Annotated in this window: 25 protein-coding genes, 1 tRNA gene and 1 riboswitch; of the genes, 15 read left to right on the top strand and 11 right to left on the bottom strand. The window is 37.4% G+C overall.

Annotated elements, in window-relative coordinates; genetic code table 11:
- Positions 1-43: 43 nt before the first annotated feature.
- The 3 genes from aroA to GG9_RS01430 all read right to left on the bottom strand — a co-directional run bounded on the left by aroA (position 44) and on the right by GG9_RS01430 (position 2,653).
- The gene (gene aroA / locus GG9_RS01420) at positions 44-1,342 is read right to left on the bottom strand and encodes a 3-phosphoshikimate 1-carboxyvinyltransferase (protein ID WP_005632460.1); all 1,299 of its coding nucleotides are present in this window, start codon (positions 1,340-1,342) and stop codon (positions 44-46) included.
- On the bottom strand, positions 1,342-2,178 hold the full coding sequence (purU, locus tag GG9_RS01425; RefSeq protein ID WP_005632459.1) for a formyltetrahydrofolate deformylase: 837 nt from the start codon (positions 2,176-2,178) through the stop codon (positions 1,342-1,344). Before purU ends, aroA begins: the two co-directional genes overlap by 1 nt.
- Positions 2,179-2,248: 70 nt before the next feature.
- Entirely contained in the window at positions 2,249-2,653 is a 405-nt protein-coding gene (locus tag GG9_RS01430; RefSeq protein ID WP_005632458.1) for an H-NS histone family protein, read from the bottom strand.
- 218 nt (positions 2,654-2,871) lie between these two features.
- Positions 2,872-3,048: riboswitch (Lysine riboswitch) on the top strand.
- A gap of 57 nt (positions 3,049-3,105) precedes the next feature.
- Between GG9_RS01430 and GG9_RS01435 the strand changes: the two genes are divergently transcribed.
- From GG9_RS01435 to ilvN, 3 genes are all read left to right on the top strand, one after another.
- On the top strand, positions 3,106-4,626 hold the full coding sequence (locus tag GG9_RS01435) for a Na+/H+ antiporter NhaC family protein (protein WP_005632456.1): 1,521 nt from the start codon (positions 3,106-3,108) through the stop codon (positions 4,624-4,626).
- A gap of 266 nt (positions 4,627-4,892) precedes the next feature.
- Complete coding sequence (locus tag GG9_RS01440) at positions 4,893-6,620, top strand: acetolactate synthase 3 large subunit (protein WP_005632455.1); 1,728 nt, start codon at positions 4,893-4,895, stop codon at positions 6,618-6,620.
- Positions 6,613-7,104, top strand: coding sequence for an acetolactate synthase small subunit (ilvN, locus tag GG9_RS01445; RefSeq protein WP_005626246.1), 492 nt, complete (start codon positions 6,613-6,615; stop codon positions 7,102-7,104). Before GG9_RS01440 ends, ilvN begins: the two co-directional genes overlap by 8 nt.
- Before the next feature lie 293 nt (positions 7,105-7,397).
- On the opposite strand, the gene argS is transcribed toward ilvN, so the two are convergent.
- Positions 7,398-9,131, bottom strand: a complete 1,734-nt coding sequence (gene argS / locus GG9_RS01450) for an arginine--tRNA ligase (RefSeq protein ID WP_005632452.1) — start codon at positions 9,129-9,131, stop codon at positions 7,398-7,400.
- A gap of 79 nt (positions 9,132-9,210) precedes the next feature.
- On the opposite strand from argS, the gene GG9_RS01455 reads away from it, so the two are divergent.
- The 3 genes from GG9_RS01455 to GG9_RS01465 are packed head-to-tail and all read left to right on the top strand — an operon-like array spanning position 9,211 to position 10,575.
- Positions 9,211-9,780 carry a VOC family protein gene (locus GG9_RS01455; RefSeq protein ID WP_005632450.1) on the top strand — a complete coding sequence of 190 codons (570 nt, stop codon included), beginning with the start codon at positions 9,211-9,213 and terminating at the stop codon, positions 9,778-9,780.
- 4 nt (positions 9,781-9,784) lie between these two features.
- Entirely contained in the window at positions 9,785-10,081 is a 297-nt protein-coding gene (locus tag GG9_RS01460; RefSeq protein ID WP_005632448.1) for a hypothetical protein, read from the top strand.
- 29 nt (positions 10,082-10,110) lie between these two features.
- The gene (locus GG9_RS01465; RefSeq protein WP_005632446.1) at positions 10,111-10,575 is read left to right on the top strand and encodes an outer membrane lipoprotein; all 465 of its coding nucleotides are present in this window, start codon (positions 10,111-10,113) and stop codon (positions 10,573-10,575) included.
- 224 nt (positions 10,576-10,799) lie between these two features.
- Here the strand turns inward: GG9_RS01465 and pgi are convergent, their stop codons facing one another.
- The 4 genes from pgi to pyk form a co-directional block, all read right to left on the bottom strand.
- Positions 10,800-12,449 carry a glucose-6-phosphate isomerase gene (pgi, locus tag GG9_RS01470; RefSeq protein WP_032825141.1) on the bottom strand — a complete coding sequence of 550 codons (1,650 nt, stop codon included), beginning with the start codon at positions 12,447-12,449 and terminating at the stop codon, positions 10,800-10,802.
- A 106-nt stretch (positions 12,450-12,555) separates the two neighbouring features.
- A complete protein-coding gene (gene alr / locus GG9_RS01475; RefSeq protein ID WP_005632443.1) occupies positions 12,556-13,638 on the bottom strand; it encodes an alanine racemase in 1,083 nt (360 codons plus the stop codon).
- Between the two features lie 9 nt (positions 13,639-13,647).
- Positions 13,648-15,063: a replicative DNA helicase gene (locus GG9_RS01480; RefSeq protein WP_272941228.1), complete on the bottom strand. Its 1,416-nt coding sequence runs from the start codon at positions 15,061-15,063 to the stop codon at positions 13,648-13,650.
- Positions 15,064-15,195: 132 nt separating this feature from the next.
- A complete protein-coding gene (pyk, locus tag GG9_RS01485) occupies positions 15,196-16,632 on the bottom strand; it encodes a pyruvate kinase (RefSeq protein ID WP_005632441.1) in 1,437 nt (478 codons plus the stop codon).
- A gap of 229 nt (positions 16,633-16,861) precedes the next feature.
- On the opposite strand from pyk, the gene GG9_RS0108920 reads away from it, so the two are divergent.
- Positions 16,862-16,938: transfer RNA gene (locus GG9_RS0108920), tRNA-Val, on the top strand.
- Between the two features lie 134 nt (positions 16,939-17,072).
- On the opposite strand, the gene GG9_RS01490 is transcribed toward GG9_RS0108920, so the two are convergent.
- Together GG9_RS01490 and GG9_RS01495 are read right to left on the bottom strand one after the other, a co-directional pair.
- On the bottom strand, positions 17,073-17,477 hold the full coding sequence (locus GG9_RS01490) for a Z-ring associated ZapG family protein (protein ID WP_032825139.1): 405 nt from the start codon (positions 17,475-17,477) through the stop codon (positions 17,073-17,075).
- 29 nt (positions 17,478-17,506) lie between these two features.
- A complete protein-coding gene (locus GG9_RS01495; protein WP_005632439.1) occupies positions 17,507-17,857 on the bottom strand; it encodes a RidA family protein in 351 nt (116 codons plus the stop codon).
- A 111-nt stretch (positions 17,858-17,968) separates the two neighbouring features.
- Between GG9_RS01495 and GG9_RS01500 the strand changes: the two genes are divergently transcribed.
- Positions 17,969-18,685, top strand: a complete 717-nt coding sequence (locus tag GG9_RS01500; RefSeq protein ID WP_005632438.1) for a YwiC-like family protein — start codon at positions 17,969-17,971, stop codon at positions 18,683-18,685.
- Positions 18,686-19,228, top strand: a complete 543-nt coding sequence (locus GG9_RS01505; RefSeq protein ID WP_005632437.1) for a tetratricopeptide repeat protein — start codon at positions 18,686-18,688, stop codon at positions 19,226-19,228. It begins immediately after the preceding gene.
- A 13-nt stretch (positions 19,229-19,241) separates the two neighbouring features.
- On the opposite strand, the gene GG9_RS01510 is transcribed toward GG9_RS01505, so the two are convergent.
- Positions 19,242-19,649: a Cd(II)/Pb(II)-responsive transcriptional regulator gene (locus tag GG9_RS01510; RefSeq protein WP_005632435.1), complete on the bottom strand. Its 408-nt coding sequence runs from the start codon at positions 19,647-19,649 to the stop codon at positions 19,242-19,244.
- A gap of 89 nt (positions 19,650-19,738) precedes the next feature.
- On the opposite strand from GG9_RS01510, the gene GG9_RS01515 reads away from it, so the two are divergent.
- The 6 genes from GG9_RS01515 to hypB all read left to right on the top strand — a co-directional run bounded on the left by GG9_RS01515 (position 19,739) and on the right by hypB (position 23,748).
- A complete protein-coding gene (locus GG9_RS01515) occupies positions 19,739-20,422 on the top strand; it encodes a DUF4198 domain-containing protein (RefSeq protein ID WP_005632432.1) in 684 nt (227 codons plus the stop codon).
- Positions 20,423-20,434: 12 nt separating this feature from the next.
- Complete coding sequence (locus tag GG9_RS01520; RefSeq protein ID WP_005632431.1) at positions 20,435-20,920, top strand: hypothetical protein; 486 nt, start codon at positions 20,435-20,437, stop codon at positions 20,918-20,920.
- Positions 20,920-21,540 carry a cobalt transporter CbiM gene (gene cbiM / locus GG9_RS01525; RefSeq protein ID WP_005632429.1) on the top strand — a complete coding sequence of 207 codons (621 nt, stop codon included), beginning with the start codon at positions 20,920-20,922 and terminating at the stop codon, positions 21,538-21,540. Before GG9_RS01520 ends, cbiM begins: the two co-directional genes overlap by 1 nt.
- Complete coding sequence (locus GG9_RS01530) at positions 21,540-22,172, top strand: energy-coupling factor transporter transmembrane component T family protein (protein ID WP_005632427.1); 633 nt, start codon at positions 21,540-21,542, stop codon at positions 22,170-22,172. Before cbiM ends, GG9_RS01530 begins: the two co-directional genes overlap by 1 nt.
- A 1-nt stretch (position 22,173) precedes the next feature.
- Positions 22,174-22,791 carry an energy-coupling factor ABC transporter ATP-binding protein gene (locus GG9_RS01535; protein WP_005632426.1) on the top strand — a complete coding sequence of 206 codons (618 nt, stop codon included), beginning with the start codon at positions 22,174-22,176 and terminating at the stop codon, positions 22,789-22,791.
- Positions 22,792-22,938: 147 nt separating this feature from the next.
- Entirely contained in the window at positions 22,939-23,748 is an 810-nt protein-coding gene (hypB, locus tag GG9_RS01540) for a hydrogenase nickel incorporation protein HypB (RefSeq protein ID WP_005632424.1), read from the top strand.

The raw sequence follows: 23,748 nt of genomic DNA, 5'->3' as shown, positions 1-23,748 counted from the left end.
GTTAATTTTGAAAACTGTTTTGAAATTTACCGCACTTTTTAATTTAATCTCTTAAGCAGATTTTCTCAAATTCACTAAAGAATGTTGGAAAGGTTTTGGCAGTACATTTGGGATCTAAAATTGTCACTGGTGTATTGGACAGAGCGATTAGAGAAAAACACATTGCCATGCGGTGATCGTTATAAGTTTCAATATCAGCATGTTTAAACTGATTGAGTGCAAGCGGTTGAATTCGAATAAAATCTTCACCTTCTTCGACTTCTGCACCGACTTTACGCAGTTCGGTTGCCATTGCTGTTAAACGATCTGTTTCTTTCACACGCCAGTTATAAATATTTCGAATGACGCTTTCCCCTTTAGCAAAAAGAGCAGTGGTAGCAATCGTCATTGCGGCATCTGGAATGTGGTTCATATCCATATCAATGCCATGCAATTCATCACGTTCGGCTTGAATAAAATCCTCTCCCCAAGTAATTTTTGCCCCCATTTTTTCTAAGACATCAGCAAATAAACGATCGCCTTGAATAGAGTTTTTACCAATTCCCGTTACTTTCACTTTTCCTTTAATGGCGCCAGCTGCGAGAAAGTAAGATGCTGATGAGGCATCGCCTTCTACCAAATATTTTCCAGGTGAAACGTAGGATTGATTTCCCTTAACTTGAAATTTTTGATAGTGATGGTTTTCAACGTCTACACCAAAATCTCGCATCATCGCAAGGGTGATGTCAATATAGGGTTTAGAGACTAGTTCACCGATAATTTCGATTTCTGTGTCATTTTCTGCAAGTGGTGCAGACATTAAAAGTGCGGTCAAAAATTGGGATGAAATAGAGCCATTAATTTTTACATTTCCACCTTTTATTCCTTTGTTGCGAATTGCGAGCGGAGGATAACCTTCATTTTCTAAGTAGCGAATATCTGCACCCGCTTGGCGTAAAGCATCGACTAAATGGAGTATTGGACGCTCTTTCATACGAGGTTCACCCGTTAAGATGATTTCAACTTCGGAGGTGCCTTTTAAGCAAAGCGCAGCGGTTAATGGACGCATTGCCGTCCCCGCATTGCCAAGAAAGAGCGAAAGATTATCCTGTATATTGAATGCTCCGCCTAATCCCTCTATTTCACAAATAGTTTTGTCGTCAGAAAGCTGATAGCGTACGCCTAATGCTTTGAGTGCGTTAAGCATATGTCGAATATCATCGCTATCTAATAAATTGGTTACTTTTGTTGTGCCTTTAGCTAAGGCGGCTAAAAGTAATGCGCGATTAGATAAACTTTTAGAACCTGGTAAATTAATTGTTCCTTCAACCGCACTTATTGGCGCAAGGGTGATTTTTTCCACTACAACACCACCGTTTTATTTTTATAAACAAAAATTCTATCGTGTAAAGCAAGATCAAGGGCACGACTTAGCACGGTTTTTTCCACATCACGGCCAGCACGCATCATTGCTTCAGCGCTATAAGTATGATCCACATTAATGACGTTTTGCATAATGATTGGGCCTTGATCCAATTCATTATTAATGAAATGAGCCGTTGCGCCGATAATTTTTACACCTCGTTCATAGGCTTGTTGATAAGGCTTGGCACCAATAAAAGCAGGTAAGAATGAATGATGGATATTAATCACTCGATTTGGATAATGAGCGACAAATTCAGGATTTAACACACGCATATATTTAGCGAGGACAATATAATCTGGCGTGTATTCATCAATTTTTTCAGCTAATAATTTATCGTGCTCAATACGAGTTAAGCCTTCATGACTAACCAAATGAAACGGAATATTAAAACGCTCAACGAGTTCGCGTAAATTATCATGGTTGCCAATCACTGCAGCAATTTCTACATCAAGCGCACCATAATAATTTTTCATTAAAATATCGCCGAGACAGTGAGCTTCTTTTGTGACTAAAATAACAATTCGTTTACGTTGTGTACTAATTAATCGACAATGCGTTCCTTCGGGTAAGCTATATTTTAGATCTTCTAATAAAGTAGCTTCGTTAAAAATACCTTCCAATTCTGTACGCATAAAGAAATGCTTGGTTTCAAAATCTACAAATTCATTATTATGCAGAATGTTTAGTTGATGTTTGTAACAAATGTTGGTTATTTTAGCTATTAAGCCTTTATCATCGGGACAATCGGTGAGTAATATTTTTTTTTCGATCATAATGTTGTGTGCTACGTTTAGATAAAAAAATAGAACCCATAAAAATGGGTTCTAGTTTCAAATAGAAAAATTAAATTTCGAAATCAGATAATGATTTACCAGAATTCAATGCATTTTGAATTGGGCGTGGTGTGCGGCCTTGGCCAGTCCATGTTTTACGCTCGCCATTTTCATCAATAAATGCATATTTTGCTGGGCGAGGTGGACGTTTTGCTCTAGCAGATGTTGCTGCTGTACCAAAGATCTCTTGTAATTCTTCAGGTGTAATACCTTCTTTTTCCATTAATTCTTTATATTTAGCTAAACGTTCTTTTCGCTCTGTTTCTGCTTTAATTAATTCTGCTTCATTAGCACGTTTCTCTTCAACAGCAGTTTGTAATTTTTCAAGAGCACTTTCCGCTTGTTCTAAAGTTAATTCGCGCACTGCCGCACGTAAACTACGAAGATTTGTCAAACCTTTTGCTAATTCGCTCATAATAAACCTCGATAAAATAATCTTGTATGTGGAAAAATTTATTTAATAATAGAGAAAATAATATTTATTGTAAATATCTATTTTAAATAAATGGTCGGAGCAGGTATATATCTTTAAATTTCTTTTTGTTTATTTTTTATATTTTTAATTCAATCTAATAAAAAATTTTATAAAACCTGTTGGCATTTGGATTTTTTTACGGTAATCTCTTGAATCACTACAAAAGTAGAGGTGCAATCATTATAAGTATTTTTTCAGAGTGGATAACGATGAAGAAAAAAGAAAGGAATGATTGCCGAAATCAAACAGAAGTCATTTTGTTTGGTTGGTGGCGTACTCGAAAGGGGCGACACTGTCATAGTTTTTTTGATTAACTATGGAGCGCTACGGTTGTTCTGGTCTTATTCTGTCCTTTGCTTTCCGTTCTCTCCATTAATTGTAGGTATCTCTTAATGGAACTTATCGATTTTTCATCCTCAGTTTGGTCAATCATTCCAGCTTTATTGGCGATTGTCTTGGCGATTGCAACTCGTCGTGTATTGGTGTCTCTCAGCGCAGGGATTATTGTTGGTGCGTTAATGTTAGGCGGCTGGAATATTGGTTCGTCTTTCAGCTATTTATCAAGCAACGTGATTTCACTTGTTTATGCTGATGGCGCAATTAACTCTAATATGAACATTGTTTTGTTCTTATTATTGCTTGGTGTTTTAACCGCACTTTTAACGGTATCAGGCAGTAATCGTGCGTTTGCTGAATGGGCACAAAACCGTATTAAAGGTCGTCGTGGTGCTAAATTATTAGCTGCATCATTAGTTTTTGTTACTTTTATTGATGATTATTTCCACAGTCTTGCTGTAGGCGCAATTGCTCGTCCAGTGACAGACCGTTTTAAAGTTTCTCGTGCGAAACTCGCTTATATTTTGGATTCAACGGCAGCACCGATGTGTGTAATGATGCCTGTTTCAAGTTGGGGCGCATACATTATTACTTTAGTAGGCGGTTTATTAGCGACTTATTCGATCACTGAATACACACCAATTGGTGCATTCGTGGCAATGAGCTCAATGAACTTCTATGCCATTTTCTCAATTATCATGGTGTTCTTTGTTGCATATTTTTCTTTCGATATTGCTTCAATGGCACGCCATGAAAAATTAGCTTTGGAAGATTCTGAAAATGAATTAGAAGAAGAAACGGGTGCAAAAGGTCACGTACGTAATCTTGTATTGCCTATTTTAGTTTTAATTATTTCAACAGTTTCAATGATGATTTACACGGGTGCAGATGCATTAGCAGCGGATGGAAAAGAATTTAGCATTCTAGGTGCATTTGAAAATACTGTTGTTGGAACTTCTTTAGTTTTTGGTGGTACTTGCTCTATTCTTGTTTCTACTTTATTAATTATTCTTGATCGTCAAGTCAGTGTTCCAGAATATGCACGCTCTTGGATTTCAGGTATTAAATCAATGTCTGGTGCCATTGCGATTTTATTCTTTGCGTGGACAATTAATAAAGTCGTTGGGGATATGCAAACTGGTAAATATTTATCTTCTCTTGTTTCTGGTAATATCCCAATGCAATTCTTACCAGTAATTTTATTTATTCTTGGTTCTGCAATGGCGTTCTCAACAGGTACGAGCTGGGGGACATTTGGCATTATGCTACCAATTGCAGCGGCTATGGCTGCAAATGCGGCGCCAGAATTATTACTCCCTTGTTTATCAGCAGTAATGGCGGGGGCTGTATGTGGTGACCACTGTTCGCCAGTATCTGATACAACGATTTTATCTTCAACTGGTGCAAAATGTAACCATATGGATCATGTGACTACTCAGCTTCCTTATGCTGCCACAGTTGCAACAGCGACTTCTATTGGTTACATTGTGGTAGGGTTTACTTATTCAGGTTTAGCTGGTTTTGCTGCGACAGCGATTTCATTATTTTTAATCGTATTTGCAGTGAAAAAACGTTAAAAATGTGATCTTGCTCAAGAATATAAATAAAATATAAAATTTTGGTAAGTTTATAAAATGCGACATAAGGTCGCATTTTTTTATTTAAAAGTGTTATTTTTTTTATAAAAATCTAATTTTGTATTATTTCTTGACTTTTTATTCTGTTTTGTAGGTGTTTTTAGCCGTTATGTAGACTAGACAAAAACTTTTTGCTTAGTATGATGTAAATCATTGATACAAATCATGGGCACTTTTGAAAGTGCGGTGAATTTAAGGAGTGAAAAATGAAGAAGTTATCTGGCGCAGAGATGGTGGTTCAATCTTTACGTGATGAAGGCGTAGAGTATTTATTTGGTTATCCAGGTGGGGCAGTATTAGATATTTATGATGCGATCCATACACTAGGTGGTATTGAACATATTTTAGTTCGCCATGAACAAGCGGCTGTACACATGGCGGATGGTTATGCTCGTTCTACAGGTAAAGTTGGATGTGTGTTAGTGACTTCAGGACCCGGAGCAACAAATGCAATCACCGGGATTTTAACGGCTTATACAGATTCTGTGCCTATGGTCATTATTTCTGGTCAGGTCATGAGTAATTTAATTGGCCGAGATGCATTCCAAGAATGTGATATGGTGGGGATTTCTCGTCCAGTTGTGAAGCATAGCTTTATTGTCAAAAAAGCGGAAGATATTCCCTCTATTTTGAAAAAAGCTTTTTATATCGCATCAACTGGTCGTCCAGGTCCTGTAGTGGTGGATATTCCAAAAGATACCGTAAATCCGAATTTTAAATATCCTTATGAATACCCTGAATCTGTAGAATTACGTTCTTATAATCCAACAGTAAATGGGCACAAAGGCCAAATTAAAAAAGCATTAAAAGCACTTTTAGTAGCGAAGAAACCAATACTTTTCGTCGGTGGTGGTGCAATTGCTGCTGAATGTAGTCAACAGTTAATTCAGTTTGCACAACGTTTAAATTTGCCAGTTACTTCATCATTAATGGGGTTAGGGGCTTATCCAAGTACAGATAAACAATTCCTAGGCATGTTAGGGATGCACGGTACTTTCGAAGCTAATACGGCAATGCACGAAAGTGATCTTATTTTGGGGATTGGCGTTCGTTTTGATGATCGCACAACAAATAATTTAGAAAAATATTGCCCAAATGCCAAAGTAATTCATATTGATATTGATCCAACCTCGATTTCTAAAAATGTTCCAGCAGCGATTCCAATTGTCGGAAATGCGAAAAATGTCTTGGAAGAATTTTTGAGTTTATTGAATGAAGAGGGATTGAAATCTCAAACAGATCTTGAAAGTTGGTGGCAAGAAATCAACCAATGGAAAGCAAAAAAATGTTTGGAATTTGACCGCACTTCTAGCGTGATTAAACCACAACAAGTTATGGAAGCGGTATATCGCCTCACGAAAGGACAAGCTTATGTGGCTTCTGATGTAGGTCAGCACCAAATGTTTGCTGCGTTACATTATCCATTCGATGAACCGCGTCATTGGATTAATTCTGGGGGCGCAGGCACCATGGGATTTGGTTTACCCGCTGCATTAGGTGTGAAATTGGCTCATCCAGAAGGAACAGTTGTTTGTGTGACTGGTGATGGAAGTATTCAAATGAATATTCAAGAGCTTTCTACCGCAACGCAGTATGGTATCCCTGTTGTTATTATTTGTTTAAATAATCATTTCTTGGGAATGGTAAAACAATGGCAAGATTTGATTTATTCTGGTCGCCATTCGCAAACCTATATGAATTCCTTGCCTGATTTTGTGAAATTAGCAGAATCTTACGGTCATGTCGGTATAAAAATTGCTACCCCTGATGAACTTGAAAGCAAATTGCAAGAAGCATTCAGCATTAAAAATAAATTAGTCTTTGTGGATATTAATGTAGATGAATCTGAGCATGTGTATCCAATGCAAATCCGTGGTGGCGCAATGAATGAAATGATTTTAAGTAAACCTCAAGAGGAGACAACTAATGCGTAGAATTTTATCTGTTTTACTCGAAAATGAGTCTGGTGCTTTATCGCGTGTTGTTGGTTTATTCTCCCAACGTGCTTTTAATATTGAAAGTTTGACGGTGGCGCCAACGGATGATCCAACACTTTCTCGAATGACTATTGAAGCGGTGGGCGATGCTCAAGTATTGGAACAAATTGAGAAACAACTCCATAAATTAGTGGATGTGTTTAAAGTGATTAATTTGAGCGAGCAAGAGCATATAGTCCGTGAAATTGTTTTAGCGAAGGTGAGAGCAGTAGGGTCATCTCGCGATGAGATTAAACGTTTAGCCGATATTTTCCGTGGTCAAATTGTAGATGTCACACCAAAATCTTACACAATTCAATTAAGTGGAACCAAAGATAAAATTGATGCATTTATTTCTGCATTGAAAGAAGAAACCACATTGTTGGAAATTGTTCGTTCTGGATTGATTAGTGTGTCTCGTGGAGAAAAGAATATTCTCTAAAGTAGGGGCGTAAAGTGCGGAAATATTGTAATAGAATTTTACCGCACTTTATTAGAAATATATTTGTTTTTAGTTTTTTTATAAAAAAATCGTGACCAAGTTCACAAATCTAAAAATATGTATTTGCATAACTGATCGGATTTCTTTATTCTGAAACCACTAAAAACAAGTGCTATCTTAAATAGCCGACATCTATTTTGCTTTCCGAGTAGTGCCCCATTGGGGCACTTTTTTTATTCTGTAAATAAGCATAAAAAATCCCTTTCGTAAGAAAGGGATTTTAAGTATCTAAATTACATTTTTTCTACGGTTTTAATACCGAGTAACTCTAAACCTTGTTTTAAGGTTTTTTCCGTTAATAATGCCAATTTCAAACGGCTTAATTTTACGGACTCATCTTCAGCATTTAAAATTGGGCAATGCTCATAGAATGACGAGAATATGCCTGCTAGTTCGTATAAATAAGCACAAAGCACGTGTGGTGTGCCTTCTTTTCCGACAGTTTGCACCGCTTCTTCAAATTGTAGTAGTTTAATTGCAAGCGCTCTTTCTTTATCCTCTTCAAGCGTTAAAGGTGCAGCCAAAAGTGCGGTTGAATTTATATCTGTTTTATTAAAGATCGAACGAATTCGGGTATAAGCATATTGCATATATGGTGCAGTGTTACCTTCAAAGCTTAACATGTTATCCCAATCAAAAACGTAATCAGTAGTACGGTTTTTGGATAGATCTGCATATTTCACCGCACCAATACCGACAGCCTCAATCACAGCTTCTTTTTCATCATTAGATAAATTTGTATTTTTTTCATTAATTAATACAGTGGCGCGCTCAATCGCTTCATCTAATAGATCGGCTAATTTCACCGTGCCACCGGTACGGGTTTTAAATGGTTTGCCATCTTTACCAAGCATCATCCCAAAGTTTTTATGCTCTAAAGAGAAACTGTCTGGTACATAACCTGCTTTACGAGTAATTAACCAAGCTTGTTGCATATGTTGGCTTTGGCGAGTATCTGAAAAAACAAGTGCGCGATCAGCTTTTAATGTTTCATAACGATATTTTGCTGCAGCAATATCGGTTGTAGTGTAAAGGAAACCGCCATCTTTTTTCTGAACGATCACGCCCATTGGGTCGCCTTCTTTATTTTTGAATTCATCCAAATAAACAACCAATGCACCATCATCTTCTACAGCTAAACCTTGTTTTTTAAGATCTTCTACGATGCTTGGTAACATTGGATTATAAAGACTTTCACCCATCACATCTTTTTCGGTTAAAGTCACATTCAAGCGATCATAGTTGTGCTGATTTTGTTGCATCGTGATGTCAACTAAACGTTTCCACATAGCTCGGCAATATTCATCACCACCTTGTAATTTCACGACGTAATTACGTGCTTTTTCTGCGAAAACTTTATCTTCATCGTAATGTTTTTTGGCTTCGCGATAAAAGGCTTCAAGATCGTGCAATTCCATTTCACTCGCATGCTCGTTTTGCATTTTTTCAAGATAAGCAATAAGCATTCCGAATTGCGTTCCCCAGTCACCAACATGGTTTGCACGAATAACATTGTGACCTAAAAATTCTAGGGTTCTCACAACAGCATCGCCGATGATCGTAGAGCGCAAGTGACCAACATGCATTTCTTTTGCTACATTTGGAGATGAATAATCAATCACGACAGTTTGCTTATCCGTAGCTTGAATGCCTAAATTCTTTTGGGAAAGCGCAGTTGAAACCTCTGTTGTTAGCCAAGTTGGATTTAAGAAAATATTAATAAAGCCTGGTCCTGCGATTTCTAATTTTTCTGCAATATCAGATAGTTGAGCATTATCTAAAACTTTTTGAGCAAATTCTCGTGGATTTAAACCTAATTTTTTCGCCGCAGCCATAATGCCATTGGCTTGATAATCGCCAAATTGTGGTTTTCCTGATTGACGAACAAGCGCATCGCAAGATTGATCTGCCCCAGCAAGAATCATAGCTTGTTTGATTTTGTCGGATAAAATAGATTGAATATTCACGTTTTTTCCTATGTTCAAATTGAATAATGAAAATAATCGGCTATGATACCGTTCTTTATGAGTTTCTCAAAGGGACAAAATGACAAATTTACAGGAAAAATCACCCGCACTTTTTTCTGATTTGGCGGAATTTGAAAAAAAAATTCAACAATTAGCTCAAATGATGTCAATTGATTTTTCAAATTATGAAATCGATCACCTTGCTGTGCGTGTAAATAATGAACAAAATGCAAAAGACTGGCTGACACTTTTATTGAAATACGGTAGAATTTTGTCGGATAACATTGTCAACGGACGTAAGATTTATCTAATTCAGCTAGAGAAAGCAGTGAAATTCGCTAATCAGTTCGTTGATGTTATTGAACTTCCGTTCCCTAAAAATAAGCAGTATTCCGTAGAAGGTTGGGAGCATATTGAGGTTGTAATGCCATTTTTACCGAATGAATCGATAAATGAATGGGTACAGCGTATTAATATGCATTTTTTATGGAGCGAATTAACTCAATTAACCATTAAAGTGAGCGAGCCTAAAGTGGATGGCGAGAGATTGCCTAATCCATCTATTGCAGTAAGTTTTGTTGATAAGACATCAAATCATACTTGTATTAAGGTTCATCCTTATTCTATAAAGAAAATACTCGAGGTTTAGCAAAATGAAAAAATTATCTCTTGCATTAGCGGTTTTAGCAGCTGTAGGTTTAAGTGCTTGTTCTTCTTTCCAAAAAGATGAAAATGCTTATAAAGGTCAAATTGTTTTTAGCCAAATGGAAGGTGAAAATCTTAAATTAACCATCCGTAAAAATGATTGTTCAGGTCGTCAACAAGATGGTGAGCAAGTTGTGCTTACTCACAAGTATGATTCAACCTTAGTTGTGGGTGCTTGTGTTTTAGTATCAGAGAATAGTAATACTAAAAATATTTCAACTTTCTCTCCAAGAAATCCACTTTAATTACTTTCTGTAAATAAGGAGCGTAATATATGAAAAAGACAACAGTAGCTTTTGCATTGTTAGTCGCCTTTAGCGTAACAGGTTGTGCGAATACCGATATTTTCAGCGGTGATGTTTATAGCGCATCTCAAGCTAAAGAAGCTCGTTCAATTACTTATGGTACAATTGTTTCTGTGCGTCCCGTTAAGATCCAAGCAGATAATCAAGGCGTAATTGGTACGCTTGGTGGCGGTGCTTTAGGTGGTATTGCAGGTAGTGCAATTGGCGGTGGTCGTGGTCAAGCTATTGCAGCAGTAGTTGGCGCGATTGGAGGTGCAGTAGCTGGAAGCAAAATCGAAGAAAAAATGAGTCAAGTAAACGGTGCTGAACTTGTAATTAAGAAAGATGATGGTCAAGAAATCGTTGTCGTTCAAAAGGCTGACAGCAGTTTTGTGGCTGGTCGCCGAGTTCGTATTGTTGGTGGTGGCTCAAACTTAAATGTTTCTGTGCTATAACTAATAGCGTTAACGCCTAATATATTATTAATTAGCGTCTTAATCAGTTAAGGCGCTGATTTTTTTATTATTAAAAATACAAAAAAAACAATCAATTAAAAATTTTTACGTCTATTCATAACATCTTAAAGATAAATTTAAAGGACTAAATCCTATAATAAATACGGAATTTAGCCCTTTATATAAAATTATAATTGTTTAACTCTTTTATATTAAATAAACAATTAACGCCATGCTTTAAATTGATTAATTAGTCCATTGGTTGAACTGTCATGACTTGCTACTTTTTCAGAATCTGTTAATTCGGGAAGAATTCTGTTTGCAAGTTGTTTGCCTAGTTCTACACCCCATTGATCGAAGCTAAAGATATTAAAAATCACACCTTGTACGAAGATTTTATGTTCATACATAGCAATTAATGCACCCAAGGTAAATGGCGTGATTTTTTGAACGAGAATCGAATTAGTTGGCTTATTACCAGTGAATACTTTAAATGGAACAATATTTTTTACATCATCTAAAGATTTACCCGCTTTTACAAATTCAGCTTTGACTTCCTCTTTTGTTTTTCCGAATGCTAATGCTTCTGTTTGTGCAAAGAAGTTAGAAAGCAATTTATTGTGATGATCTGCCAATGGGTTATGGCTTTGAGCCGGTGCGATAAAATCACAAGGAATTAAAGTGGTGCCCTGGTGAATTAATTGATAGAACGCATGTTGTCCGTTTGTACCTGGTTCACCCCAAATAATTGGGCCAGTTTGGTAGTTGTTAATAATATTGCCATCACGATCCACATATTTACCATTTGATTCCATATTACCTTGTTGGAAATAGGCTGCGAAGCGATGTAAATATTGATCATAAGGTAAGATCGCTTCTGTTTGCGCACCAAGGAAATTGGTATTCCATAAGCCAACTAATGCTAAAGTGGTTGGAATATTTTTTTCAATTGGAGTAGAGCGGAAATGTTTATCCATTTCATGTGCGCCATTCAACAACTCTTCAAAGTTTTTAAAGCCAATTGATAGTGCAATTGAAAGACCAATAGCTGACCATAAAGAGTAACGACCGCCAACCCAATCCCAAAATTCAAACATATTATTTGTATCAATACCAAATTTTTCTACATCTTTAGCATTGGTTGATAATGCTGCAAAATGTTTTGCAACCGCACTTTCATCTTTCGCTGCTTTCAGTAACCAATCACGTGCACTTTGCGCATTTGTCATGGTTTCTTGAGTTGTAAACGTTTTCGATGCCACTAAGAAAAGTGTTGTTTCTGGATTGACTTTTTTTAAGGTTTCCGCGATGTGTGTACCATCCACATTTGAAACAAAGTGCATATTTAGATGATTTTTATATGGGCGAAGTGCTTCGGTTACCATATAAGGACCTAAATCAGAGCCACCAATACCAATATTCACAACATCAGTAATGGCTTTTCCTGTATAGCCTTTCCATTCACCGGAAATAATATGCTGACAGAAATCTTTCATTTTAGCTAGCACAGCATTGACTTCAGGCATGACATCTTTACCATCAACAAGTACTGGCGTATTAGCGCGATTGCGAAGTGCAGTATGCAGCACGGCACGATTTTCTGTACGATTGATTTTTTCGCCAGTAAACATCGCTTCTTTTGCGCTATCAAGCGCGCATTCTTGAGCAAGTTGGCGAAGATATGAAAGGGTTGTTTGATTGATGTTGTTTTTGGAAAAATCGACAAGAATTTGGTTATTGAATGTTAAAGAATAATCGTCAAAACGATTTTTTTCTTGTTTAAATAAATCTTGGATGGTGGTGTTTGACAATTCAGCTTTATGTGCTTCGAGAGATTTCCACGCATGGGTGTGAGTCGGGTTAATGTTTTTCATGGTATTTCCTTTCATTAAAAATAATCAAAATTTTAACCGCACTTTCTAGGATTTTTATTAGAGAGGGAGTGAATCCCTCTCTTCAGAAAATGCAGTGATTAACAGATTAATCAACATATTCAGTTATAACACGCGGTGTTAATTTTGTAATTAGCTCATAGCTTAAAATTCCTGTGAATTTAGCTACGGTTTCAATAGGTAATTCCTTACCCCATAGAATTACTTCATCACCTACTTGATCTTGGCTATCAGGTCCTAAATCAACGGTTAACATATCCATTGAAACCCTTCCAACAATTGGCACGATACGACCATTCAAATAAACAGGCGTGCCTTCAGGCACATCGCGAGGATATCCATCGCCATAACCAATAGCCACAACACCGATTTTTGTATCATGTGAACTTGTCCAAATGCCACCGTACCCAACTGGTTCACCTTGTTTATGGTTGCGAACAGCAATCAATGATGAAGTTAAATTCATTACTGGCGTTAAACCAAATTCAGCACCGACGGTATCAGTTGGTGAAATGCCATACATAATAATACCGGGGCGGATACATTCCAGATGAGATTCAGGCCAGAAAAGAATACCGCCCGATGCAGCAATAGTACGTTCACCTTGTTTATCTTTTGTGGCGGATAAAAAGCGGTTGATTTGAAGTTGGGTATAATTGGATTCTAATTCATCAGCGCGGCTAAAATGGCTGACAAAGCCTAAGTGCGGTTGAATATATGGAAGTTTTTTAAGTTCATTATAGAAAAAATCCACTTCATCTAATGCAACACCTAAACGATGCATGCCTGTGTCTATTTTTAACCAAACTTTAATTGGACTTGGTAAATTCGCACGTTTTAGTGCTTCCAATTGTTCACGATTATGTACGATAGTTTCGATATTATTGACCGCTAAGATGGGCAAATCTTGTTCATTAAAAAAGCCTTCAAGCAATAAAATCGGTTTAGTAATACCGTTGGAGCGTAATGCCAGAGCCTCTTCTAAACGAGCCACGCCAAAGCAATCGACATTTTGTTCTAAAGTTGATGCGACAAACACAACGCCGTGACCATAGGCATTTGCTTTAACCACAGCGATGATTTTACTATTTGGTGCTTTTTGTTTAATTATTTCTAAATTTTGTTTTAAGGCGTGCGAGCTAATTTTCGCTGTCGCCGGTTTTACATTCATTGTTATTCCTTAATAATCATCATGATATTCACGTTGTTCGGCGAGATTATCGAAGCGTGAGAATTGTCCATTAAATTTTAACCGCACTCGACCAATCGGGCCGTTACGCTGTTTACCGATAATAATTTCTGCAACACCTTTATCTTCCGAGTTATCGTTATAGACTTCATCTCGGTAAATAAACATAATCAAGTCTGCATCTTGTTCAATGGAGCCAGATTCACGTAAATCTGAGTTTACAGGGCGTTTGTCCGCACGTTGTTCTAAAGTACGATTTAACTGAGAAAGGGCGACTACTGGCACTTGTAATTCTTTGGCGAGTGCTTTGAGGGAACGAGAAATTTCTGCGATTTCTAATGTTCGGTTATCTGAGAATGCGGGTGCGCGCATTAATTGCAAATAATCCACCATAATCATACTTAATCCACCATTCTCACGATAAACTCGGCGTGCGCGCGAACGAACGTCGGTAGGAGTTAAACCTGAAGAATCATCGATAAAAAGATTATTTTTTTGCTTGAACATTCCCACTACGCTAGCAATTTTATTCCACTCGATTTCATCTAAATTTTGACCTGTTCGGATTTTAGTTTGATCAACGCGAGCAAGTGATGCGATCATACGCATCATAATTTGTTCTGCTGGCATTTCTAAACTAAATACTAAAACGGGTTTTTCACTTGCCATTGCGGCATTTTCGCAAAGGTTCATGGCGAAAGTAGTTTTACCCATTGACGGACGTGCCGCAACGATAATTAAGTCAGAAGGTTGTAAACCGGCCGTTTTTTTATCAAGATCAGTGAAACCTGTCGTAATGCCCGTTACGCCTGAATGATTTTCAAGTTTGCTCAAAATATCGATTTTTTCAATAGTACTTTCCAGCACATTGATCACATTTTGTGGGCCCTCGCTAGAAGTAGTCCGTTTTTCTGCAATCGCAAATACTTCACGCTCTGCTTCATCAAGAATTAACTTAATGTCTTGCCCTTTGGGAGAATAGCTATTTTCAGCAATGCGATTTCCTACCGAAATAAGTTCTCGTAATATGGCTTTCTCTCGCACAATATCCGCATAAGCCAAAATATTAATCGCGTTCGGAGTATTATTGGAAAGCTCTGCTAGATAGGCAAATCCACCCACTTCATCGCTTACACCACGGCTTCTTAAGGCTTGATCTAGCGTAATTAAATCAATAGGCGATTGATTACGCATTAGATGTTCCATTTCTGTAAAAATCAGACGATGCTGAAAAGTATAAAAATCGTCAGCAATGACACGTTCAGCAATGCCATCCCAATGTTGATTGCTCAGCATGATGCCCCCCAACACGGCTTGTTCAGCCTCAAGTGAGTGTGGTGGAATACTTATTTGTGCCGTTTTTTTGTCAGAAGATTTGATTTGAGGTTGTGAGGCCATAGGACTTATTTCGATACTAGAATGTCGCCTATGATACCGCAAATATCTATTGGGTTTAAGTGAAAAGTGCGGTAGAAAAAGGAAATAAAAAACGGTGGAAAAATCCACCGCTCTTTCATTTTAACGTATTTAGATTGTTGATTATTCAACAATTAATGTACGACATACGTTGGTTTGTGTCGCACCTTGACCACCGTGAGTAACAAGCACTAAATCCCCAGTAGATAAGTAACCTTTTTCTTTTAATGATTGAAGTGCTACTTTTGCACTGGTTTCTGTGCGGCTATCTTCACCATGATAAACGGGAGTTACACCACGGTATAGTGCACAAAGGTTTAAAGTTTCTTGATTACGAGATAAAGCAAAGATTGGTAAACCTGAGCTGATACGTGACATTAATAATGGGGTACGGCCTGTGCTAGTTAAAGTGACAATTGCCGCCACACCTTTCATGTGGTTTGCTGCATACATTGCAGACATCGCAACAGATTCTTCAATGGTTTCAAATTCTTTATCCATACGGTGACGAGAAACGTTAATGCTTGGCATTTTTTCTGCACCTAAACATACGCCAGCCATTGCGGCTACTGTTTCAGAAGGATATTGACCAGCTGCTGTTTCTGCAGAAAGCATAACTGCATCAGTACCATCTAATACTGCGTTTGCAACGTCCATTACTTCAGCACGAGTTGGCATTGGGTTGCTAATCATTGATTCCATCATTTGAGTTGCTGTAATTACAGCACGATTTAATTGACGTGAACGACGGATTAATTTTTTCTGTACACCGACTAATTCAGGATCGCCGATTTCTACACCTAAGTCACCGCGTGCAACCATGATGACATCAGATGCTAAAATAATATCGTCCATGGCTTCATCATTAGCAACGGTTTCTGCACGTTCAACTTTAGCAACGATTTTTGCATTTAAACCTGCTTGTTGAGCAAGTTCACGTGCATAATTTAAATCTGCACTTGAACGAGGGAAAGAAACGGCTAAGAAATCAACACCAATGCGTGCAGCGGTAATAATGTCTGCTTTATCTTTTTCTGTTAATGCTTCTGCAGATAAACCGCCGCCTAATTTGTTGATACCTTTATTATTTGATAATGGACCACCAACAGTGACTTCAGTAAAAACTTTTGCACCATCAGTTGATAATACTTTTAATTGAACACGGCCATCATCTAATAAAAGAATGTCGCCAGGAACAACATCTTGTGGAAGAGTTTTATAGTCTAAACCAACAGATTCTTGTGTGCCTTCGCCTTTTGGTAATTCCGCATCAAGAATGAATTTATCACCAACGCTTAAGAAAATTTTACCGTCTTTAAAAGTAGATACACGAATTTTAGGACCTTGTAAATCACCTAAGATTGCCACGGTTTTACCTAATTTTTTTGCGATAGAACGTACACGTTCAGCGCGTCCGATATGGTCATCAGGTGTACCGTGAGAGAAGTTCATACGAACTACGTTTGCGCCCGCTGCGATAATTTTTTCAAGATTGTTATCACGGTCAGTTGATGGGCCCATAGTACATACAATCTTCGTTCTTCTTAGTCTTCTAGACATTATTTACTCCGTCAATAATTACAAAATTTTAAAGATACTATTTTTATTTGGCTATATATTAGCCAGATGAAAAATCGGTGCGCATTATACGCTTAAAAATTTGGGAAATCAAAAACGGCTCGGTTATTTAAGGCAATACTGTTTACTTTTTTGCCAGTTATCTTTAGTTTTAAGAAAAATACTTGTTTTCAGGTAAAAAACATCTATAATTCCTAGCACTTTACACAGTGCAACTATAGCTCAGTTGGTTAGAGCACTACCTTGACATGGTGGGGGTCACTGGTTCGAGTCCAGCTAGTTGCACCAACTAACCCTTTCATAACCCCGCGAAACTAATCGCGGGGTTTTGTTTTATCTAGGTTTTATGAGTGATATAAGAGAACAATAAATTGTTCCTATATCAAAACGGCTAAAAACATTTCTATTTTTAGCCGCACTTTTTAATTTTCTTCTTTCTTTTCTTTAAACAAACCCGATGCACCCTCGGAATAATCTCTTGGTTGTTCATTTTGAGATTTATCTGTCGCAGTAATCAACTGTTGAGTGAATAAACCTTTGTGATCTTTTTCGCCCAGTAAATTATTGGAGGAGGTTGCGTAGTGGCGATAAAGTTTTTGATAATCGTTAATTAAGGTTTTGAATAATTCAGCACTTTCTGCAAAATGTTTTTCGATTTGAGCCTTTTGTGTATCAAGTTGGTTTTTGACTGTTTTTAATTCAGCTTCTGTTTTAGCTTGATGTTTTACGGAGCCTTTGGTTAAACGCACGGCAATGTAACCAATAAATAATCCAACAATAAAAGCGATACCAATCGCTACCCAAATTTCATTTGTCCAATTTTCCATAATATTCTCCTGTTTATTTGGCTTAAAAACTAACAAGTTGCAATAATAACAATTTCAACTTTCCAACGAGGATCCGCTAATTTAGCTTCGACTGTCGCTCGACTTGGAGGGCTAACACGATCGACCCATTCATCCCAAGCTTGATTTAATTGTGCATAATCTTGCATATCTGCCAAGAAAATTTGTGCAGTTAAAATATTGCTTTTATTGGAGCCAATTTCTGCTAATAATTTATCAATTAAACCTAATACTTCTTTGGTTTGTTCGTAGGCATTTTGCTCGATGGTTAATTCTGGAACTTGTCCTGCAAAATAGGCGAGGTTGTTATGAATTGAAATTTCACTTAAACGTGAACTAGGTAAAATGCGTTGAATTGTCATAGGATTCTCCTTTTGGGTATTTTCTTCTATTCTAAATAGCCTTTACTGCTTTGTAAAATCCTCTTTACTAAGCTAGAATACCCGACAATTATTCTCAATTATTTAATTATTATGAAATTGCTTATTTCTAATCAGCACGGTGCTATTGTTATGGCATTGGTGCCTTTTATTTACGGTATGTTACTTGCTAATCCAGTATGGGCGCACGTATTTTTATTATTAGGATGGTTTTCGCTTTATTTGATGACTTATCCTTTTTTGAATTTATTTAAAGGTAAAAATCTTGAGTTATACAAAAAATGGTCTGTGATTTATTTTGCTGCCGCAGTGATTTTTGCGATTCCCGCGTTAATTTATAATTGGCAAGTGCTTTATTTTATGTTTGCCATGCTGCCTTTTGTAATAGTAAATATTTACTTTACCAAGAAAAAAGATGAACGTAATTTATGGAATGATTTGGCTGGGATCTTAATTTTTGCTTTAGCTGGAATGGGATCTTATTATTTTTCTGACCGCACTTTTGATGAAAAAATACTTTGGGTAGCGATTTATCCAACATTATTTTTTATTGGAACAACACTTTATGTGAAATCTATGATGCGTGAGCGAAAAAATCCACGTTATTTTTGGGCATCAGTGATTTTTCACTTATTATGTGTGCTGATTTTTGTGGTTTCGCAACAATTTGTTTTAGCATTAGCTTTTGTCCCTGGATTAGTGCGAGCGGTTTATCTGCCCACTAAAAAGCTCTCTGTTATGCAAGTTGGACTAACCGAATTTGCGATTACTGCTGTGTTTTTTATTTTACTTTTAATAGCAACTTTATAAATGAAACTGAAGTTATTTTTTCATACAGTATTACTTTCTTGTAGTTTGCCTATTTGGGCAATGAAAACCGTTGATGTTACAGCAGGTTCGAAAATGGATGATCAAGCTAAAATGAATTTGGCACAAGAGTTTGCCAATAAACAGCAATGGATCTCTGTTTTCGATATTATGTATCCGATGGCGTTGGAAGGAAATATAACGGCTCAAAGCAATCTTGGTATGTTATATAATCTCGGGCGTGGCACAGCGAGAGATTATGAAAAGGCTTATTGGTGGTTTAGCGAAGCCGCAGAGAAGGGCAGCGTGAAAGGGCTAAATAACCTTGGCGTTATGTATCTACGTGGCGATTACGTCAAACAAAATACAGAGCAGGCCATTAAGCTTTTTGAACGTACCGCTCGGGCTAAAGATACGGATGCGATGATGATGTTAAGTAATATTTATCTCTCACAAAACCAGCCTAAAAAATCCTTAGAATGGTTGAAAAAAGCTGCTGAATTAGGTAATCAGGAAGCAAAACAGCGTTTATCTAGTCAGCCATAATCTAAAAGTGCGGTTATTTTAATCGCACAAATTTCACGCCACTATGTTGCAATAGCAATTTCATTGGATCTTCATCATTCGAGACTGTTTTCTCACGTAATTCCATTAATTTCATCCGCAAATGGGCGAGTTCGTGAATCCTTGTCGCCACCTCTTTAATGTGTTTGTCTAATACACGATTTATTTCTTCTGCTTGTTGTTTGGAGGCGTTTTCTAAATTCAGTAGGGTTTTTATTTCACTTAATGAAATATCTAGATTTCGGCAGTTACAAATAAATGATAAACGTTGCAAGTGTTCTTCATTATATTGCCTAAAATTGCCTGAAGTGCGTTTGGGGAGCGGGATTAAACCTTGTTGTTCATAATAACGAATGGTTTCTACGGTACAGCCTAGGGCTTTAGCAAGCGCTCCAATTTTCATCAATTTCCTTAAAAAATGACTTGATTCTAAAGTTACTTCATATTTTATCATACGCCTAGATTTTCTTAAACAAACAAGGAGTATCCAAAATGGAATTGAAAAAAATCGCAGTGGGATTAACCGCACTTTTAGGTGTGTCTGTTGCTAACGCTCACAATGTTTGGCTTGAGCCTGCTTCATCACAAGATGAATACGTAGTGAAATTTGGACATGAACAAACTGAAACTTATCCAGAATCTAAACTTAAATCTATCCAAGCCTTAAATGCGCAAGGAAAATTAACTGCCGTTGATTACCAATTCAGAAATGGCGAAGCCTATCTTATGCCTAAATCAGATTTAGTCTTCATTCATTTCGATAATGGTGTATGGTCAAAATTACCAAGCGGTAAATACGTTGAAAAAACAAAACGTGAAGAACCAACAGCAGAATTTAGTACCAACCCTGTTAAATTTGGTAAAGCGATTTTGAAATGGGATGCTGAATCTTTCAAATCTCATCAACAAGCTTACGAATTGATTCCTCAAGAAAAAGCACAAGCGAACAAACCACTTTCTATCCTTGTTTTACATAACGGTAAACCCGTTCAAGGCATTAAAGTAGGTGTAAGTGAAGATGCACCGTTCAATTTAACTAATGAAAAAGGTATTGCTCAATTTACGCCAGTTAAAGGTTTCAACAAAGTATGGGCAGAGTTTGAGGAAAAAGTAACTAATAATGCGGATTACGATCGTCGCTCTGTAGAATATATGCTAACTTTTGACGCACAATAATATGGATTTGGGATGAAGAAAATTGTTTTTTTAACCGCACTTTTTGCGGCTTGCTATCTCCCGAATGCTTATGCCCACGCGCTTTATGTGTTTGCCCAATATGATGGGCAAACACTCTCTGGCAAATCCTATTATTCTGATATGACCCCTGCAGCTGAAACTTATTTAGAAGTTTTCCGCTCGGGTGTTTCTGATCCCGTTTTAACTGGAAAAACAGACCGCCAAGGTGCATTTAAGCTTTCTATTGCTGATGTGCCACATACCACCTTAAAAGTGGTGGTGGAAGGCGATGAAGGACACCGCGCGTCAGTGGTTGCCGCTCATACATCTGCCGAAAATCAAAGCGGTGCAGATTTAATGCTGCTTCGTGAAGATATTGCGCATTTAAAAGATAAAATTTATTTGCATGATATTTTAGGTGGAATCGGTTATATCGTTGGTATTGCTGGACTTATTGCTTTACGTAATGCGCGTAAAATTAAACAAGGACGTATTTAATGCATTTATCTGAAGGCGTGTTACATACGCCTATTTTATTAGCTGGCGTAGTGCTTGCTGTTGTGGGAATTGCCGTGGGGTTGCGTCGTTTAGAATCAGAACGTTTACCGCTCACCGCACTTTTTGCTGCGGCATTTTTTGTGGCTGGAACCATTCATGTCCCCGTAGGTATTGGCAGTGTGCATTTAATTTTAAATGGTATGGCTGGTTTATTCCTTGGGTGGGCTGTTTTTCCTGCGTTTCTTATCGCCCTTTTATTGCAAGTCATCTTCTTTTCTTTTGGCGGATTTGCAGTGTTAGGCGTCAATCTATGCGTGATGGCAACGCCTGCAGTGATTGCTCATTATCTTTTTCGTTCTCGTTTACAACCGCACATAGCTTTAAAAGATCGCTTATTCGTCGGTATTGGAGCTGGCGTAATTGGCGTTGGCGGGGCAGGCGCACTTGCTTCTTTTGTGCTGATGTTAGATGGTGGAAAAAGTTATCTGAATCTTGTTTGGCTCTTGCTAGTCTCTCATATTCCGGTATTTATTTTGGATAGTATTATCAGCGTAGGAGTGATTACCTTGCTTGGTAAAATGTATCCTGAAGTCATGAATCGTATCGAGAATGTCTCTTAATGAAAATTCATCACTTATTTCAACCGCACTTTAGGTTGATTTATCTATTTATCTGGGGGCTAATTATTAGTGGATTGAGTGATCTCACTTGGCTTATCCCCCTTAATGTGCTTGCAGTTTCTCTCTTTTTTATTTCACTGCAGTTCAGTCAAAAATCTTTTTTGCCCTATCTTAAACGTTGGTTTGCTTTAATCATTTTTATTGCTTTAATGTGGGCGACATTAAGTTGGAAAATTGGCGAAAATGGCATTGAACTCAATTTTCAAGGTATAGAATTAGCAGAAAAATTGAGTTTGCGTACTCATTTATTGTTGATTTCTCTTTGGCTTTTTTTGTGGAATATTAATGATGCGGTGCTTGTTCAAGCCATTGGCAAATTGCCTTTGCCAGAAAAATTAATTCAACTTTTTGTGCTGACTGTACGTTACATTGCACTGCTTGGCGAATTGCGTCAAAAAATGGATATTGCCATGCGCGCTCGTGGATTTCGTCCAGGACTTAATCGCCGAACCCTTTATGTGACCGCTCAAAGTGTCGCTTTATTATTGATTCATGCCCTGTTGAAAGCCGAAACTGTGCAAATGGCGTTAAAATGTCGTGGTTTTCAGTTTGGCAAAAAGAGAGAAAAATAATATGTTAGCTGTAAATAATCTTTGTATAGAACGCAATGGTAGAGCGATTATTCAAGATTTGAGTTTTACCTTGGAAGGTCAAAAACGTCTTATCGTACAAGGGGAAATTGGCTCAGGAAAAACCACTTTACTGCTTGCTTTGTTGGGATTTGTTCCAGTAACCAAGGGGGAAATTAAACTATTTGGCAAAGTTTGTCGTAAAGAAAAAGATTTTGCGCCATTTCGTGGCACGATTGGTATTTGTTTTCAAAATGCTGATGATCAACTTTTTGGCCCAACAGTATTGGATGATATTGCCTTTGGACCATTAAACCAAAATGTGCCTAGAGAGCAGGCGTATCATATCGCAGAGCAGCAATTAGAACGTCTTGGTATTACACGTTTAAAAGATCGTATGGTGCATACCTTATCTGGTGGTGAAAAAAATTTTACCGCACTTGCGGGTGTCTTAGCGATGCAACCAAAAATCTTATTATTAGATGAGCCCACCAATGGATTAGATCGAAAAAATACTGAAAAATTGACCGCACTTTTGCGAGAACTTTCCTTACCCATTTTGATTTCATCCCATCATCATGGATTTATTAACGAATTAGCCACAGAAATTATCAGTTTATGATCTTCATCAAAAAGCCGAATTTTGATTGTGCTATGCTTGTTGCAAATTTGTTGACAAAGCTAAGGGCTTTGAGGGTTTTAAACATCATTTCTGTTGAAAGTCAGTTTGAAACCTCAGCCCAAATAAGCACATTAAAACGGAGGATTTATGTGTACAACCTGTGGCTGCGGACATCCAGAGCAAGTCCGTATTGGTGAATTGCCTCATACTCATGATGATCAAGGAAGTCATCAATCAGGTACGCCAAACTTTTCACATTCAACATTTCATTTCAATAAACCAGTCGATGCAGACGATACTCAAAAACGTTTGTTAAAAATCGAACAAGATGTTCTCGGAAAAAATAATCAATTAGCTGATCACAACCGAGCATTCTTTGCTAAACAACATATTTTATCCTTGAATCTTGTATCGAGTCCGGGTTCAGGCAAAACCACCCTTTTAACGACGACACTAAATGCCCTCAAAAATGACCGCACTTGTTATGTCATTGAAGGCGATCAACAAACTGAAAATGATGCAGATCGTATTCGTGCTACTGGCGTGCCGGCTATTCAAGTAAATACAGGCAAAGGCTGCCACTTGGATGCACAAATGATTAGCGAAGCAATGGTGAAATTAAGACCTCAAGTTGACAGCATTATGTTTATCGAAAATGTGGGAAATTTAGTTTGTCCATCTGAATTTGATCTTGGTGAAAAAGCTAAAGTGGTGATTCTATCAGTGACAGAAGGCGAAGATAAACCACTTAAATATCCTCACATGTTTGCCGCATCAAGTTTGATGATTTTAAATAAAGTGGATTTATTACCTTACTTGAAATTTGATGTAAAACAATGCATTGCCAATGCAAAACGTGTGAATCCAAATATTGAAGTGATTCAACTTTCCGCTACCACTGAACAAGGTCTCAGTGAGTGGTTAAATTGGCTAGAACAACAACGTAAACAAGGATAA

The organism is Haemophilus haemolyticus M19501 (genome assembly GCF_000222025.1).
GTDB classification, from domain to species: Bacteria; Pseudomonadota; Gammaproteobacteria; order Enterobacterales; family Pasteurellaceae; genus Haemophilus; species Haemophilus haemolyticus_G.
This window is presented reverse-complemented; position numbering and strand designations above follow the sequence as displayed.

Excerpts from the sequence above, each read along its gene's own strand:
- GG9_RS01435 (WP_005632456.1), top strand. The coding sequence starts at position 3,106 with ATGGAACTTATCGATTTTTCATCCTCAGTTTGGTCAATCATTCCAGCT.
- GG9_RS01510 (WP_005632435.1), bottom strand. The coding sequence starts at position 19,649 with ATGAAAATTGGAGCGCTTGCTAAAGCCCTAGGCTGTACCGTAGAAACC.
- purU (WP_005632459.1), bottom strand. The coding sequence starts at position 2,178 with ATGATCGAAAAAAAAATATTACTCACCGATTGTCCCGATGATAAAGGC.
- GG9_RS01430 (WP_005632458.1), bottom strand. The coding sequence starts at position 2,653 with ATGAGCGAATTAGCAAAAGGTTTGACAAATCTTCGTAGTTTACGTGCG.
- GG9_RS01465 (WP_005632446.1), top strand. The coding sequence starts at position 10,111 with ATGAAAAAGACAACAGTAGCTTTTGCATTGTTAGTCGCCTTTAGCGTA.
- GG9_RS01535 (WP_005632426.1), top strand. The coding sequence starts at position 22,174 with ATGTTAGCTGTAAATAATCTTTGTATAGAACGCAATGGTAGAGCGATT.
- pyk (WP_005632441.1), bottom strand. The coding sequence starts at position 16,632 with ATGTCTAGAAGACTAAGAAGAACGAAGATTGTATGTACTATGGGCCCA.
- cbiM (WP_005632429.1), top strand. The coding sequence starts at position 20,920 with ATGCATTTATCTGAAGGCGTGTTACATACGCCTATTTTATTAGCTGGC.
- GG9_RS01530 (WP_005632427.1), top strand. The coding sequence starts at position 21,540 with ATGAAAATTCATCACTTATTTCAACCGCACTTTAGGTTGATTTATCTA.
- GG9_RS01495 (WP_005632439.1), bottom strand. The coding sequence starts at position 17,857 with ATGACAATTCAACGCATTTTACCTAGTTCACGTTTAAGTGAAATTTCA.
- GG9_RS01520 (WP_005632431.1), top strand. The coding sequence starts at position 20,435 with ATGAAGAAAATTGTTTTTTTAACCGCACTTTTTGCGGCTTGCTATCTC.
- GG9_RS01440 (WP_005632455.1), top strand. The coding sequence starts at position 4,893 with ATGAAGAAGTTATCTGGCGCAGAGATGGTGGTTCAATCTTTACGTGAT.
- GG9_RS01515 (WP_005632432.1), top strand. The coding sequence starts at position 19,739 with ATGGAATTGAAAAAAATCGCAGTGGGATTAACCGCACTTTTAGGTGTG.
- alr (WP_005632443.1), bottom strand. The coding sequence starts at position 13,638 with ATGAATGTAAAACCGGCGACAGCGAAAATTAGCTCGCACGCCTTAAAA.
- ilvN (WP_005626246.1), top strand. The coding sequence starts at position 6,613 with ATGCGTAGAATTTTATCTGTTTTACTCGAAAATGAGTCTGGTGCTTTA.
- GG9_RS01460 (WP_005632448.1), top strand. The coding sequence starts at position 9,785 with ATGAAAAAATTATCTCTTGCATTAGCGGTTTTAGCAGCTGTAGGTTTA.
- GG9_RS01500 (WP_005632438.1), top strand. The coding sequence starts at position 17,969 with ATGAAATTGCTTATTTCTAATCAGCACGGTGCTATTGTTATGGCATTG.
- GG9_RS01455 (WP_005632450.1), top strand. The coding sequence starts at position 9,211 with ATGACAAATTTACAGGAAAAATCACCCGCACTTTTTTCTGATTTGGCG.
- GG9_RS01505 (WP_005632437.1), top strand. The coding sequence starts at position 18,686 with ATGAAACTGAAGTTATTTTTTCATACAGTATTACTTTCTTGTAGTTTG.
- pgi (WP_032825141.1), bottom strand. The coding sequence starts at position 12,449 with ATGAAAAACATTAACCCGACTCACACCCATGCGTGGAAATCTCTCGAA.
- GG9_RS01490 (WP_032825139.1), bottom strand. The coding sequence starts at position 17,477 with ATGGAAAATTGGACAAATGAAATTTGGGTAGCGATTGGTATCGCTTTT.
- hypB (WP_005632424.1), top strand. The coding sequence starts at position 22,939 with ATGTGTACAACCTGTGGCTGCGGACATCCAGAGCAAGTCCGTATTGGT.